We start from the raw sequence: 14111 nt of genomic DNA, 5'->3' as shown, positions 1-14111 counted from the left end.
ACTGAAAGTGCGGGCTCAAGGTAAAGGCGAGCGTATCTTGGTAGTAGAAGATGAACCGGCCTTACGATCTCTCCTGGCTGAGGCGCTCTCTCCCTGGAACTATCGGATCAATGTAGCTGAAAACGGTGTTGAAGCGTGGCAGTTCTTCCAGGAGCATCCCGGCGCAATCGACCTGATCATCTCCGATTTGGGGATGCCTGAACTGGACGGCAAAGAACTGGCCCGGCGTATCCACACCAGTGACCCCAGTGTGAAGATTATTATTTCTTCCGGCTACCTCGAACCCGACGAGATCGCTGAACTCAAGCGATACGGCGTGCAAAAGGTGTTGCACAAGCCGTATAAACTGAAAGATGTGATTGAGATGGTGAAGGCTGTGCTGGGCAGCTGAGACCGTCCCACCTCCGCTGTATCGTCGTGAATTCTATTAGTGGGTATGACTGTCCTGCGCGCCCAGTCCATCCCCCCACCCCGGTACCTGACCGATGAAGAGCAGACCCGCATCATCCTGCAGCGCATCGAGCGGGGGATCGAGGACCAGGATATCCTGGCCATAACCGATGGATTTGCGCGGGTCTGCAATATCGGGGACATAGCTACGGCTACGGCCCGTTTCCTGTCATGAGGCCGGTTGGATGAAGTCTTTGCGCGGGCCGAATCTCGGTGGTTTCCTAGCCCTTTTTAATGATCTTCAGTCCCTTCAGATAGCCCTTTTTGCCCTGACCGACGATCTGGGCCACACAGACATCCTTAATCAACGACACTTTGCGGAATGGTTCGCGCTTATTGATGTCTGATAGGTGTACTTCCACCACCGGATAGTCCACGGCGGCGATGGCATCCCGGAGGGCGTAGCTGGTATGGGCGAGGGCGCCCGGGTTGATGACCGCACCATCCACCTTGCCCATGTGGGCGTGGAGGCAGTCCAGGAGGTCCCCCTCGTGATTGCTCTGATAGAAGATCAGATTATCGTCGGTCAGATCAGGTAACTCCCTGATCCAGGCGTTAAGCTCCTCCAGAGTCTCGTGGCCGTAAATCTCTGGTTCCCGGCGGCCTAACAGGTTCAGGTTGGGACCGTGAATCACCAGGTATCGCATGCAAACCTCCGCTGAATTTCGTCAAGGGCTTCTTTGATGTGATCATTAGTAACTTGGGATGTAATTATGGGTTGGCCGATGGTTTCTAGCAGGACGAAATGGAGAACTCCTCTTTGGACTTTCTTGTCATGCTGCAGGAACGATTGGATGGCCACTTGGTCGACTGTCGGGAGTTTTGGCAACTCGAGGCGGGCAATTGTGGCGGTCAGAAGTTCCAGTTCACCCGGAGGGAAGCCTGTTACGCGGGTACTGATGTGGCCAGCGGCTACCATGCCCACGGCCACTGCTTCGCCATGTCTTAGGGTGCCATAGCTTAAGGCTGCCTCTACGGCGTGTCCCAGAGTATGCCCGAAGTTGAGAATGCGCCGCCGATCCCCTTCGCGCTCATCTTCGGAGATAATCCGCGCCTTGATGCGACATGCCTGGATGATGGCTTCTTCTAGGAGGGACATATCTGTCAGGTCAACCAGTGGCTGGATGCTCTCAGCCAGGCGCTGGAAGAACCGGCTGTCAGCAATGGCTGCGGCCTTGATAATTTCGGCGAGAGCGGCAGTGATTTCCCGTCGCGGAAGAGTGCGTACCAGGGCCGGATCAATCAGCACCGCTTGGGGTTGATGGAAGGCCCCGATGAGGTTTTTACCGCGGGGGTGGTTCACCCCGGTCTTGCCTCCGATAGAAGCGTCCACCATGGCCAGGAGGGTAGTGGGGATCTGTAGGTAGTTGATTCCCCGGAAGAGAGTGGCAGCTACAAATCCGGTGATGTCACCCACCATACCCCCGCCAAAGGCCACGAGGGTGGAAGAACGATCGAGACCGGCCTCCAGGAAAGTATCATAAAGCTCGGCTACGGTGGCTAGATTCTTAGCTGCCTCACCATCGGTGATTAGCGCAGTGGAGACCTGGCAACCAACGGCGGCGAAGGCCACTTCCACCGCCTCACCATAGAGCTCATGAATGTTAGCAGTGCTAACCAGTCCTACCTGTCCGCTTACCTCCAGGGGCTCCAGGATATCTGGCAGGGACGAAAGAAGGCCCGCACCGATGTGGATGGGGTAACTCCGGGGGCCCAAGTTGACGATAATGGTCGTCATCGTGTAACAGGGAGGATTTCAGTGGGCATTTGTGCCAGCAGTTCCTTAACGAGAGTCTTTGGGTCCTTGCCTTCCGTTATGAGCGTAATTCTGGCGCAGTCGAGGTACAGGGGCTCGCGCTCTTTGAGGATGGTCGCCAGCCGCTGGGTAACAGAGACGGCACCTTTCAGCAACGGCCGGCCTTGGCCGGTTCCTACTCGCTTGGCCAGTGTTTCCGGTGAGGCCTTCAGATAGACGGAGATCTGCCGACGGAGGCATTCCAGATTGTCAGTGGTTACCACCACACCGCCGCCGCACGCGATGACCTGCCGCTCCTGCTGGCAGAAGCGGCGCAGCTGGCTCCGCTCCTCATCACGGAATTTCTCTTCGCCCAGCTGCTCGAAGATCTCTCGGATGGAGCGACCCATGCGGACTGATATCTCTTTGTCGAGATCGACAAAGGTGTACCTCAGACGCTGGGCCAGGAGGATGCCGATAGTGGATTTGCCGCTGCCCATGAGCCCAATTAAACAGATATTGTCGGTCGCAATTGGGTGGTGCGTGTGGTATTCGAGATCCATGGTAGGCACCTCAAATGTTAATATTGGGCTGTGGCCTGCATATGGGCTTTTACCTGATCCATACTGTCGCCGCCGAATTTTTCCAGCAGGGCATCGGCCAGGACCAGGCAGACCATGCTTTCAGCAACAATGGAGGCCGCCGGTACGGCACAGGCATCGGTGCGTTCTTTATGGGCCGGCTCAGGCTTATCCGTAAGAACATTCACTGACCGCAGTGGTTGCGCAAGGGTGGGTAGTGGTTTCATCACTGCCCGTACCACGATGGGCTGGGCATTGCTTATACCGGCCTCAATTCCACCAGCATTATTTGTGGGCCGGGTAAGACGTCCAGCCTCACCTTCGCTGATGATTTCATCCTGACATTCGCTGCCGGAGCGCTGGGACCCAGCAAACCCCAGACCGATTTCTACGCCCTCAATGGCGTTAATAGACACTACCGCGTGTGTCAGGCGGGCTTTCAGCTTAAGGTCCCACTGGATGTGGCTGCCGAGGCCGTAGGGGATACCCGCGGCGATAACTTCGAAGGTGCCGCCCACACTGTCACCAGCTGCCTTAGCCTTTTCGATGGCCTGAATCATGGCTTTCTCCGCCTTTTTACTAAGGCACCGCACCGGGGAGGCGTCCACCCGGGTGTTGAGACCTTCGGGAGATAGACCAACCGGCAGTTCGAAATCGTCTTTCGCGGTATGGATGGAGATCACGCGACTGCCCACCTCCATATGCAATTCAGACAGGAATTTACGAGCTAGACTGCCCAAGGCAACTCTCATAGCTGTCTCGCGTGCGCTGGCCCGCTCCAGCACATTGCGGATATCGGCGAAGCCATATTTTTTGATCCCGGCCAGGTCGCCATGGCCCGGACGGGGGACGGTCACCGGTTTGATGGACCGATCAGGCGGACCTATCGACATGATGTGTTTCCAGTTCTCCCAATCCTTATTAGCCAGGATGAGAGCAATAGGGGATCCCAGGGTTCTGCCGTGGCGAACACCGGCGTAAATTTCAGCCCGGTCACTTTCGATTTGCATGCGCTCGCTGCGGCCGTGGCCCAGCTGCCGCCGGGTCAGTTGGAACGCGATATAGTCCTCGGTAATCTCCAGACCAGCGGGCAGCCCTTCAAGGATGCCTATTAGTCCTTTACCATGGGACTCACCGGCCGTCAACCAGCGAAGTTTCCTCATTGTGCCGATTCTCCTGCTTGTACCGCCGTGTCCGGATCGGTGGCGCGTTTCTTGATGGCATCTAGCAACACTGCCCTTAGGGTGGACACCTCGATCCTTGGATTCAGAGTGCCGATATCGTTGTAAATGACGCCGGGGAACCAGTGTTCCAAAGATGCCAGACCCTGCCTGATAAAAATCTGCAGCCCGGTAATTACATGGCAGCCTCGGCTGGTGGCCTGCCTTATAAGCAGAGTCTCTTCCGGGTGATAAACCAGGTCGAAAACGGTCTGTCCCTGATGGAGTTGGTTCGCCTTGAGGGGGGAAGTTTCTTCTTTGGGCCACATACCCACCGGCGTGGCGTTGATAAGTAGCTGGTAGGGTGTAGTATTCAGTTCGGGATCCATAAGCCTGCCATCCAGAGTCGTATTACCTATGGCCGTGCGGAAATCGTTCAGGAAGCTCTCCACCGCCCCCTTTCTCCGAGCTGCTACGCAGATATGGCCTGTACCCAGCTGCGTCAGGGCCGCCATGGCGGCACGGGCGGCACCACCAGCTCCCATAATTAGCACGCTTGTCCCCTTGGCATCGAAGCCACCTTCCTGGAGGGTAAAATGAATGCCGGCTACATCGGTGTTGTGGCCTGTAAGGCGTCCCTGAACTGCGGTGACGCAATTCACTGCCCCCACCGGTGCGGCGTCGGGAGCCACCTCATCCAGATGGGCCAGGAAGGCAGTTTTATAAGGCAGGGTAATATTAATACCGTCCAGGTGGCCCTGGCGCAGTTGCTGGGTCACCACAGGCAGTTCATGTGGGGATATGTTCAGGGCATTGTAGCGGGCATCTAGGACCAGCCGGTCGAAGAGATAATTATGAAAAGTGGGACTGAGGGTGTGGCCAAGGGGATGACCGATGACAGCGAAGGATCTCATGGCACCCCTGGCGATATTTTTCCCGCCACTTGATCGATCAGCTGATGGAAACCGGGAAATGAGATTTCTACGCAGTCAGGGTCGTCAAGGGTGGTAGTGCCGGCAGCAATGCGGCCCGCCACGGTGAAGGCCATGGCGATGCGATGATCGCTGTAGGTGGTGATCGTAGCTCTTCTCAGGGAGGTGGGGCCCAGAATACGGAATCCGTCCGGGAGCTCCTGCACCCGGCCTCCCATGCGAACCAGGTTCTCGCATACGGCCTTAATACGGTCACTCTCTTTGACCCGCAGCTCATCGGCATCCCGCACTACCGTCTCGCCCTTAGCCTGAGTGGCCAACACAGCCAGGATAGGGAGCTCGTCAATAAGGGCAGGGATTTCATCTCCTGAGAGTTTTACACCCCGGAGGGATGATGAACGGATAGTCAGGCTGCCGACCTCCTCACCCAAGGCCTGGCGCTTACTGGTCCAGGTCACCTGGGCGCCCATACGCTGTAAGGCGTGGTAGAATCCCATCCGGGTGGGATTGAGCAGGAGATCATCGATGTTCAGCTGCATGTCTCGTTGCAGGACGGCCAGGGCAACCGGGAAGGCGGCTGAAGAAGGATCGCCGGGAACCGCCAACGTAAATGGGGGGATAGTCTGCCGTCCGGCCCCGATGGTTATGTGATTCCCGGAGATCTGGATGTCCACTCCCAGAGCCTGGAGCATGAGCTCGGTATGGTTGCGGGTAGGCACTGGCTCTATGACCGTAACGGATCCCTCGCTGGCGAGACCAGCAAGGAGCAGGGCTGACTTCACCTGGGCGCTGGCTACTGGCAGTCTATAAGTCAGAGAGCCGAGGCTGGCGGGGTATAGTTTCAGGGGTAAGGTTCCTCTAGGAGACATTTGTATCCTGGCCCCTAGCTGTTGGAGCGGAGTTGCGATCCGTCCCATGGGGCGGCGTGATAGAGATGCATCACCGGTCAGCCGGGCGTGAATGCCCCGCCCGGCCAGCAGCCCGGTCAGCAGCCGGGCGGTGGTGCCAGCATTGCCCGCGTCCAGATCTCCCTTCGGTGACTGGAAATTGCCGCCGCAACCTTCCACTATCATTTCCTCCCCTTCTTTGCGGATGGAAATGCCACACTGCGCCAGGCTGCGGCGGGTAGCAGTTAGGTCAGCACCTGGTGAGAGGTTCATTAAATGCGAAGTACCATCCGCCAGGGCCGCAAGCATTAGGGCCCGGTGAGAGATGGACTTATCTCCCGGCAAGCGCAAGTGCATCGTTGCTAGGTTCTTTCCCTGGCTGCCGATGGAGGACAAATTGGCGGCCCAATGCGGCGGTAACCTTTTCCAGCAGCCCCATGAGTGCCTGGAAGTCCTTAGGCAAAAGAGCCTGCGGGCCGTCAACCAGGGCATGGTCGGGATCGTCATGCACATCCACAATCAGGCCGTCGGCACCAGCACCCACACCAGCCAGAGCCAGGGGAATGACACTATTGCGATTGCCGCTGGCGTGACTGGGGTCCACGATGATGGGCAGGTGACTTACCTGCTTGAGGGCCGGGATAACGCTTACGTCCAAGGTGTTGCGGGCATGGCTGGCAAAAGTGCGTACCCCCCGCTCGCAGATAACCACATCGTGGGTCCCGTGGGACATGAGGTACTCCGCGGACATGAGGGTCTCATCGAGAGTAGCGCTCATACCCCGTTTCATCAAGACCGGCTTGCCTAGCTTTCCCACTTCCTTCAGGAGCTCGAAGTTCTGCATATTCCGGGTGCCGATTTGTAGCATGTCGGCGTACTTGGCCACCAGGGGGGCGAGCCCGGGGTCCACCACTTCCGTCACCACTGGCAGCCCGGTTCGCTCTCGGGCCTCGGCTAGGATTACCAAGCCCGGCTCACCCAATCCCTGGAAGGTGTAGGGTGAGGTGCGGGGCTTATAGGCGCCGCCTCGGAGCATTTGCGCCCCCAGGGAAGCCACCGCTTCAGCAATCCGCAGGGTCTGCTCCCGACTCTCAACGGCACAGGGACCAGCAATCATCACCACACTGCCATCACCAAATTTAACATGGCCCACGGTAACCACCGAGTTTTCGGGCTTGGTTTCCCTGCTGGCCAATTTATAGGGCTTGGTCACCGGGATGACCTGCTGAACCCCCGGCAAACCCTCCAGGTAAATTCGATCTTCGATGCCCTGGTTGCCGGTTACGCCAATGGCCAGACGGGTAGCACCAGGGATGGGGTGGGCCTTGTAACCCAGTTCACGGATGCGGTTTTCCACCCGCTGGATATCTTCATCCGTGGCGCGGGCATCCATTATAACTAGCATTCATTCTCTCCGTAGAATCGATTGTTTCACTTGATCCACAGCCTTCATGACGGCGTCGATCATTTCCATGGTGTAGGGATTGAAATTTTCCAGGTCGTGAAAGAGTTCGAAACTGTCGTAGCAGGTCTGTTCTACCACCAGCTGCAGATCCCGGAAGCCCTCTGTGTCAATAGGGGTGGGGGCGATGCCGAACTCTGTGAGCACCCGCCCGATGAAGTGAGTGATGCCCTGGCTCCGGGCTGCAAGGCGGTCGTGTTCTTCCGGTGACATCTCAATTACCCGCAGTCCCTGGTCCCGAAAGTACCGTACCCAATCATCAAACAGCTGTGAGCGGGGGGAGACGGGGTACATCACCAGCGGCAGGTTCTGGAATCCCTGGTAACTGGAATCGGGCCCGAAAAGGGGATGGGAGGCAATGGTTGTGATCGCCGGCGGGAAATACTCTTTCATCACGGTGGCTGGGTAGACTTTCACTGAACAGACGTCCATGACGGCGGTGCCGGGTTTTACATCGGGTACCAGCGCGGCCACCACTTTCTTAAGGCGGCGGATTGGGACGGCCAGGAAAATGGTGGGGGCCTTCGCCACCTCCTCCCAGCTGGCTGGTTTAGCCCCAGCCGATCTTGCCCGCTCTGTGATGTCAACAATATCATAGGCTAACACCTCATGCTTGGGCATGAGTAGGCGGGCTAGCACCGGCCCGAAACGACCGAACCCGATGATACCTACCCTCGGTCGTTCTCCCTTGACTGTCATTGCTTGACTCCTAAGAATAGTGTGCCGTTGTTCTTCCCTTCCGGTTAGTAAACCGGTTGCGGCGGGAGCTACGCATTTCTTTTATCCTGACCGGCGGGTCGTTTCTCTTGGGCTAAGGCCGCGGCTAAGCTTCTTAAGAACTGAGTCGTCTCCTGGACCGGGTCGCTAGATTTTTCGATACGGGCCAGCAGTGCGCTGCCCACTACCACGCCGTCCGCTCTGGCTGCAACCTGGTGTATGTCTTCCGGGGTGGTCAGGCCGAAACCGACCACAAAGGGGACTTCTGATGCTGCCCGCACCCGATCCAGGTAGCGAGCCAGACCCTGCCGGGCGGACAGGGTTGATCCCGTGACGCCAAGTATGGAAACAGCATAAAGGAGGTCTTCCGCTTCCCGGCTCAGGTGTTGAATGCGTGCGTCCGGGGTATTGGGGGCTACCAGATAAATAGTGCTGATGCCCAGTTTGCGGGCCTGCTGGTAGAACTCCGCCCCTTGCTCGGGTGGCAGATCAGGGATGATGAGCCCATCAACTCCAGATGCCTGAGCACGAGCAAGGAATGTTTCCAGACCCATCTTTAAAAGCGGGTTAATGTAGCCCATGAGAGTGATGGGTAACTGAGACCGCTTACGAATTTGCGCTACTGTGTCGAGGATCCAAGGTATGGTGACGCCATTTGCCAGAGCTGTCTGGCTGGTGCGCTGGATGACGGGACCATCAGCCAGAGGGTCTGAAAAAGGCATGCCGATTTCCACCATCTGGGCGCCGGCCTTTTCGGCCGCCAGCACCAGTGGCAGGGTGCTCTCCAGCTGCGGGAAGCCGGCGGTAAAGAAGGGCACCAACTTTTTGCCGGGGGAGCGAAAGAGCCGGGCGATGCGCCTCACGAGATGCCCCTACCGAGGGCAGCGGCCACTGTCTGGACATCCTTATCCCCGCGACCGGACAAACACAGGATCACGTTCATTCCTTCAGCGAGATCAATTTTTTTCTGCTGCAGGGCCGCCAGGGCGTGAGCCGGTTCGAGGGCCGGAATGATCCCCTCCTTTTCCGCCAGCCACTGGAAGGCCGTCAGGGCCTCGTCATCAGTGGCTGATAGATAAGTCACCCGGCCTCGTTCCTTCAAGTAGCTATGTTCCGGTCCCACGCCGGGGTAATCGAGACCGGCGCTGATGGAGTGGGGCAGCTGTACCTGCCCGTCGTCGGTCTGGAGGAGATAGCTGGCTGAGCCGTGGAGCACTCCTTTGGTTCCTTTAATAAGGGTGGCGGCATGGGCACCTGAGTCCAATCCCCGACCGGCGGCTTCTACGCCCACCATACGCACCGGGTCGTCCAGGAAGGGATGGAATAGACCAATGGCGTTACTGCCACCGCCCACACAAGCTACCAGCAGGTCCGGCAATCCTCCTACCTGCTGTGCGAATTGCAGCTTTGTTTCCCGTCCGATCACCGTCTGGAAGTCACGGACCAGCATGGGGTAGGGATGGGGGCCTACGACTGACCCAAGGAGGTAGTGAGTATCTTCTACATTGGCAACCCAATCGCGGATGGCCTCACTGGTGGCCTCTTTCAGGGTTTTGGTGCCGCTAGCTACAGGCCGGACTTCCGCACCCAGCAGCTCCATGCGGAAGACATTGAGTCGCTGGCGATGCATGTCCTCCTCCCCCATGTACACCAGGCACGTCAGGCCGAATTGGGCCGCCACCGAGGCTGTAGCTACCCCGTGCTGGCCGGCACCGGTCTCGGCTATAATGCGCGTCTTGCCCATCCGCCGGGCCAGCAGGATTTGCCCGAGAGTATTATTGATTTTATGGGCGCCGGTATAGGCCAGGTCTTCCCGCTTTAAATAGAGGTTGGCGCCCAACTCTCTGCTGAGTTGCCTGGCATGGTACAAAGGTGTTGGTCGCCCGGCATAATGGTGGAATAAATGATCCAATTCGTCCTGGAAATTTCGATCCGCTTTCGCGGCTGCATAGGCCTGTTCCAAGGCTTGAAGGGCTGGGAGCAGGGTTTCCGGCACATACTGGCCACCAAATTCACCGAAGCGGCCATGGCTGTCGGGTTGAGCATAGCCTGACGACTTGAGCTTAGAAGACTTGTTCATCATCTGCCTGAGTTTGGGATAGAACAGCGAACAGGCGGTTCATTTTCACATGGTCTTTCACGCCGGGACTGGCCTCTACGCCGCTGTTGACGTCCACCGCGTGGGGACGGAGCGCTTCGATACCCCTGAGGATATTCCTGGAATTCAGCCCTCCCGAGAGAATTAGGGGTCTGGTGAAGGCGTCCCGATTAATCCGGGACCATTCGAAGGTCTTGCCCGTGCCGCCGAAACTGCCTGGGGAATGGGTATCCAACAGAATAGCGTGGACATCATAGGGTTCCGCAAGCGCTGGTTGGAAATCCGTTCCTACTCGGAAGGCCTTGATCACGGGGGCGGTCACGCGCCGGCAGACCTCCGGCGGCTCATTGCCACTTAGCTGCACCAGGTCCAGGCCTGCCTTGACAACAATGTGGTTGATCTCTTCTATAGATGCGTTCACAAAAACCCCCACCTTGCGAGGGTGGCTGCCGACTGCCTCAGCGATGGCCCGGGCCTTTTCGGGCGTAATATAGCGGGGACTGAGGGGATAGAAGATGAATCCCAGTGCTGCTGCGCCGAGCTGGGCTGCCAGGCGGGCGTCCTTTTCGCGGGTAATACCGCAGATCTTGACGGGTATCATCCCGATGACTCCTCCGGGTTGAGGCTGGCCAGAAAGCGGCGCAGGGTAGCCCCGGGGTCACTTTCTCTAAGCAGGGCCGTGCCGATGAGGGCGGCGTCGTATCCGGCCTGCTCTACCTTGGCCAGGTCGGCCGAGTTAGCGATACCGGACTCAGCCACGTGAATAGCTGCTGTTGGCAGGAGATGGCGTGACCAGAGCATGAACTCCAGATCTATCTTCATCGTGGCAAGGTTCCGAGAATTTATGCCTGCTAATCGCGGCATCAGCTGGCGAAGCCGCGTGAGGGCACTCTCACTATAGCCTTCCACCAGTACGTGAAGCCCCAGGGAACGGGCCAGCCAGTATAGTGCTTCCAGCCGTTCTTGTGGCAGGGCATCGGCGATCAGGAGGATGGCATCAGCACCAGCCTGATAGGACTCGTACACCTGATACTCGCTGATAATAAAGTCTTTTTGCAACACGGGGAGATCAACGGCGGTGCGCACTTCCATTAGGTGTTCCAGGCTGCCGCCGAAATATTTTTCATCGGTAAGAACGGAGATCGCCGCCGCGCCAGCTTGGGCGTAGCTGCGGGCCAGGTGGGAAGGCTCCAGCTCCATCCGGATATTCCCTATAGATGGTGATCTCCGCTTCACTTCAGCAATGACCTGTAGCCCGGGCTTTCCTAGAGCCCCGCGAAAGTCACGCACCTCGCCGGGCCTGGGAGGGAAGGCCTCCACCGGATGGCGTTCTTGGCGTTGACGGACCTCTTCGGCCTTATGGGCTAATATTTCATCCAGAATAGACATTTAGAAGGCTACCAGGTTTTCCAGTACCTTGAGTGCCCGGCCGCTGTCGATGGATTCGGCAGCCAGCGCAATACCATCTTTAAGTTCAGCCACTGCCCCTCCCACCATGAGTCCGGCAGCAGCATTCAGCAGCACCACATCCCGCTTAGGGCCGACCTGTCCCCGGAGAATGTCTATGGTAATCTTGGCATTTTCTTCGGGTGATCCTCCTTTGAGGTCAGCCAGAGACGCCCGGGGCAAACCCAGACTGCTTGGATTGAGAATCGACGATTTCACGATACCGGTCTCCAGCAGATGGCTCATCTTGGAGGACGTGGTGGTGGTGAGCTCATCGAGGCCATCCTCCCCGTAGACCAGTAATGCCTGCTTGGAGCCCAGCTTTCTGAGCACTTTGGCCAGGGTCTCGGTAAGGGTGCCGTCAAAGATGCCCAGCAGCTGTCGCTGGGCTCCGGCGGGATTGGAGAGGGGTCCCAGAATGTTAAAAACGGTACGGATGCTCAGAGATCTCCGCGCCGGCATGACGTGCTTCATAGCCGGGTGAAGCGAGGGTGGGAACATAAAGCCGAGCCCTACCTGCTCAACCGCTTCAGCAACCTTGTCGGGCTTCATATCGATGTCCACCCCTAAGGCCGCCAGGACATCCGCCGACCCGGAGTCGCTGGTGACAGAGCGATTTCCGTGCTTGGCTACCGGGACGCCCGCTCCGGCCACCACGAAAGAGGCGACGGTGGAGATATTGAAGGTTCCCTTGGCATCCCCTCCGGTACCGCACATGTCGATCGCGTCCACTGAAATGGGCACCTTGATCATTTTGTCCCGCATGGCCTGGGCGAAACCGGCGATCTCTGAAGAGGTTTCACCCTTGGCTCTGAGTGCCACCAAAAAGGCGGCAATTTGGCTATCGTTAAACTCGCCCGACATGATGCGTACCATGACGTCATGGGCTTCGGGCATGGAAAGGTCCTGGTGGCCCAGGAGCTGGTTTAGAATGGTTTTCATGGGAACCTCACGATGAAGTTTTCGATCATGTGCAATCCATATTCGGTCAGGATGGATTCGGGGTGAAATTGCACTCCCAGCACGGGATGGGATTGGTGCGCGATCCCCATCACCAGACCGCTATCGCTCCGGGCCGTCACTAGCAGCTCTGCTGGTAGGGAAGCTTCCTCCACTATAAGTGAGTGATACCGGGTGGCCTGGAGTGGTGATGGGATGCCGCTAAACAGGCTGCGGCCATTATGTTTGATGGTGGAAAGTTTGCCGTGACGGATTTCCGGGGCTTGGACGACCTTACCGCCATAGGCGGCGGCAACGGCCTGATGCCCCAAACAAACGCCCAGGATCGGGATGGTGGGTCCCAGCTCCTGCACCACCGCTACCGATAGCCCGGCATTCTCCGGGCGGCCGGGTCCAGGGGAAATTATGATCTTCTCCGGTGACTTTCGCCGCAGCTCTTCCAGAGGCAGGGCGTCGTTGCGGATCACCTCAACCTCCTCCGTGAAGTGGCCGATGTACTGCACAAGGTTATAAGTAAAGGAATCGTAGTTATCCAGAACGAGGATCACTGCAATCCCTTTTCAGCGAAATCGACAGCCCGCATAATGGCCTCCGCCTTGTTCACCGTCTCTTGGTACTCCTTTTCAGGATCGGAATCAGCCACAATCCCCGCCCCGCTCTGGAAGCTCACAATCCCGTCCTTGATGAGCATGGTGCGGATGGCGATGCATGTGTTCAGGTTGCCGTGGAAGTCAATATATCCTATGGTACCGGCATAGATGCCCCGACGGATGGGCTCCAGTTCATTAATGAGCTCCATAGCCCTGATCTTGGGGGCACCCGTGACGGTACCGGCCGGGAAGCCGGCCAGCAGAGCGTCGAAAGCATCCTTGCCGTCCGACAGCCGACCCTGAATGTCACTCACGATGTGCATAACGTGGCTGTACCGTTCCACTACCATGAACTCCTGCACTGAGACCGACTTAAAGCGGCATACCCGTCCCACGTCGTTGCGGCCCAGATCCACCAGCATGAGGTGCTCTGCTCTTTCTTTCTCGTCGGCTAGAAGTTCTTCCGCCAGCCGGGCGTCCTCGGCGCGGTCCTGGCTCCGAGGACGCGTTCCGGCAATCGGTCGTACCTCCATGATATCCTTAGTCACCTTTACCAGTAACTCTGGTGAGGCACCAATAACGGAGAAATCTTCGAGGTGGAGTAAGAACATATAAGGCGATGGATTGATGTTTCGCAGGGCGCGGTAGAGGGTGAGGGGTTCCACGGAGGTGGCCCGCTTAAAGCGCTGGCTGATAACCAGCTGAAAGATGTCCCCTGCGAAGATATATTCCTTGGCCCGTTTGACCGCCGCCATGAACTGCTGGGGACTCATGTCGGCTTCAAGCCGGCTCTTCCGGGTGACCGGTGGTGTCTGGTAGTCGATATCGATGTGTAGCGCCTCTTCTACTTGATCGACCACCGCCAAGGCCGCCTCGTATTGAGGCCGCAAGGATTGACCCCCGACCACCTGCCGCGTATGGCACACAATAATCTCCTGCTTGAGGTGGTCGAAGGCCATGACGGTCTCAAAAAGCATAAAGAGTGCATCAGGAATAGCCCCGTTTTCAGCAGGATGGACGGGAACTTCTTCCATCCAAGCGGCGGTTTCATAGCCCAAGTATCCCACCCAGCCACCGCAAAAATCGGGAATCT

Annotated in this window: 17 protein-coding genes; 2 read left to right on the top strand and 15 right to left on the bottom strand. The window is 57.8% G+C overall.

What is annotated here, in order from left to right:
• Positions 1-391, top strand: a 391-nt coding sequence (locus ACETWG_01865; GenBank protein MFB0515333.1) for a response regulator, incomplete at its 5' end; no start/stop codon positions are given.
• 45 nt (positions 392-436) lie between these two features.
• Positions 437-625 carry a hypothetical protein gene (locus ACETWG_01860; protein ID MFB0515332.1) on the top strand — a complete coding sequence of 63 codons (189 nt, stop codon included), beginning with the start codon at positions 437-439 and terminating at the stop codon, positions 623-625.
• 46 nt (positions 626-671) lie between these two features.
• On the opposite strand, the gene ACETWG_01855 is transcribed toward ACETWG_01860, so the two are convergent.
• The 15 genes from ACETWG_01855 to ACETWG_01785 all read right to left on the bottom strand — a co-directional run.
• Positions 672-1097: a type II 3-dehydroquinate dehydratase gene (locus tag ACETWG_01855; protein MFB0515331.1), complete on the bottom strand. Its 426-nt coding sequence runs from the start codon at positions 1095-1097 to the stop codon at positions 672-674.
• Positions 1082-2188: a 3-dehydroquinate synthase gene (aroB, locus tag ACETWG_01850; protein MFB0515330.1), complete on the bottom strand. Its 1107-nt coding sequence runs from the start codon at positions 2186-2188 to the stop codon at positions 1082-1084. The genes ACETWG_01855 and aroB overlap by 16 nt, the downstream gene beginning before the upstream one ends.
• On the bottom strand, positions 2185-2748 hold the full coding sequence (locus ACETWG_01845; GenBank protein ID MFB0515329.1) for a shikimate kinase: 564 nt from the start codon (positions 2746-2748) through the stop codon (positions 2185-2187). Before ACETWG_01845 ends, aroB begins: the two co-directional genes overlap by 4 nt.
• A gap of 17 nt (positions 2749-2765) precedes the next feature.
• Positions 2766-3929 (bottom strand): chorismate synthase, encoded by a 1164-nt coding sequence (gene aroC, locus ACETWG_01840; protein ID MFB0515328.1) that lies wholly within the window; start codon positions 3927-3929, stop codon positions 2766-2768.
• Positions 3926-4840, bottom strand: a complete 915-nt coding sequence (locus ACETWG_01835; GenBank protein ID MFB0515327.1) for a shikimate dehydrogenase — start codon at positions 4838-4840, stop codon at positions 3926-3928. The genes aroC and ACETWG_01835 overlap by 4 nt, the downstream gene beginning before the upstream one ends.
• Entirely contained in the window at positions 4837-6102 is a 1266-nt protein-coding gene (gene aroA, locus ACETWG_01830) for a 3-phosphoshikimate 1-carboxyvinyltransferase (protein MFB0515326.1), read from the bottom strand. The genes ACETWG_01835 and aroA overlap by 4 nt, the downstream gene beginning before the upstream one ends.
• Positions 6077-7150 carry a 3-deoxy-7-phosphoheptulonate synthase gene (aroF, locus tag ACETWG_01825; protein ID MFB0515325.1) on the bottom strand — a complete coding sequence of 358 codons (1074 nt, stop codon included), beginning with the start codon at positions 7148-7150 and terminating at the stop codon, positions 6077-6079. The genes aroA and aroF overlap by 26 nt, the downstream gene beginning before the upstream one ends.
• Positions 7151-7906, bottom strand: a complete 756-nt coding sequence (locus ACETWG_01820; GenBank protein MFB0515324.1) for a prephenate dehydrogenase/arogenate dehydrogenase family protein — start codon at positions 7904-7906, stop codon at positions 7151-7153.
• Positions 7907-7974: 68 nt separating this feature from the next.
• On the bottom strand, positions 7975-8787 hold the full coding sequence (trpA, locus tag ACETWG_01815; protein MFB0515323.1) for a tryptophan synthase subunit alpha: 813 nt from the start codon (positions 8785-8787) through the stop codon (positions 7975-7977).
• Positions 8784-10007, bottom strand: coding sequence for a tryptophan synthase subunit beta (gene trpB / locus ACETWG_01810; protein MFB0515322.1), 1224 nt, complete (start codon positions 10005-10007; stop codon positions 8784-8786). Before trpB ends, trpA begins: the two co-directional genes overlap by 4 nt.
• Positions 9988-10623 carry a phosphoribosylanthranilate isomerase gene (locus tag ACETWG_01805; protein ID MFB0515321.1) on the bottom strand — a complete coding sequence of 212 codons (636 nt, stop codon included), beginning with the start codon at positions 10621-10623 and terminating at the stop codon, positions 9988-9990. Before ACETWG_01805 ends, trpB begins: the two co-directional genes overlap by 20 nt.
• Positions 10620-11411: an indole-3-glycerol phosphate synthase TrpC gene (trpC, locus tag ACETWG_01800; protein ID MFB0515320.1), complete on the bottom strand. Its 792-nt coding sequence runs from the start codon at positions 11409-11411 to the stop codon at positions 10620-10622. Before trpC ends, ACETWG_01805 begins: the two co-directional genes overlap by 4 nt.
• Positions 11412-12410, bottom strand: a complete 999-nt coding sequence (gene trpD, locus ACETWG_01795) for an anthranilate phosphoribosyltransferase (protein ID MFB0515319.1) — start codon at positions 12408-12410, stop codon at positions 11412-11414. It lies immediately after the preceding gene.
• Positions 12407-12976, bottom strand: a complete 570-nt coding sequence (locus tag ACETWG_01790; GenBank protein ID MFB0515318.1) for an aminodeoxychorismate/anthranilate synthase component II — start codon at positions 12974-12976, stop codon at positions 12407-12409. Before ACETWG_01790 ends, trpD begins: the two co-directional genes overlap by 4 nt.
• Positions 12973-14111 (bottom strand): anthranilate synthase component I family protein (locus ACETWG_01785; GenBank protein ID MFB0515317.1); only part of this gene is annotated, 1139 nt, incomplete at its 5' end. The genes ACETWG_01790 and ACETWG_01785, both read right to left, overlap by 4 nt.

It is taken from the genome of Candidatus Neomarinimicrobiota bacterium (genome assembly GCA_041862535.1).
In the GTDB taxonomy this organism is placed as follows: domain Bacteria; phylum Fidelibacterota; class Marinisomatia; order SCGC-AAA003-L08; family TS1B11.
This window is presented reverse-complemented; position numbering and strand designations above follow the sequence as displayed.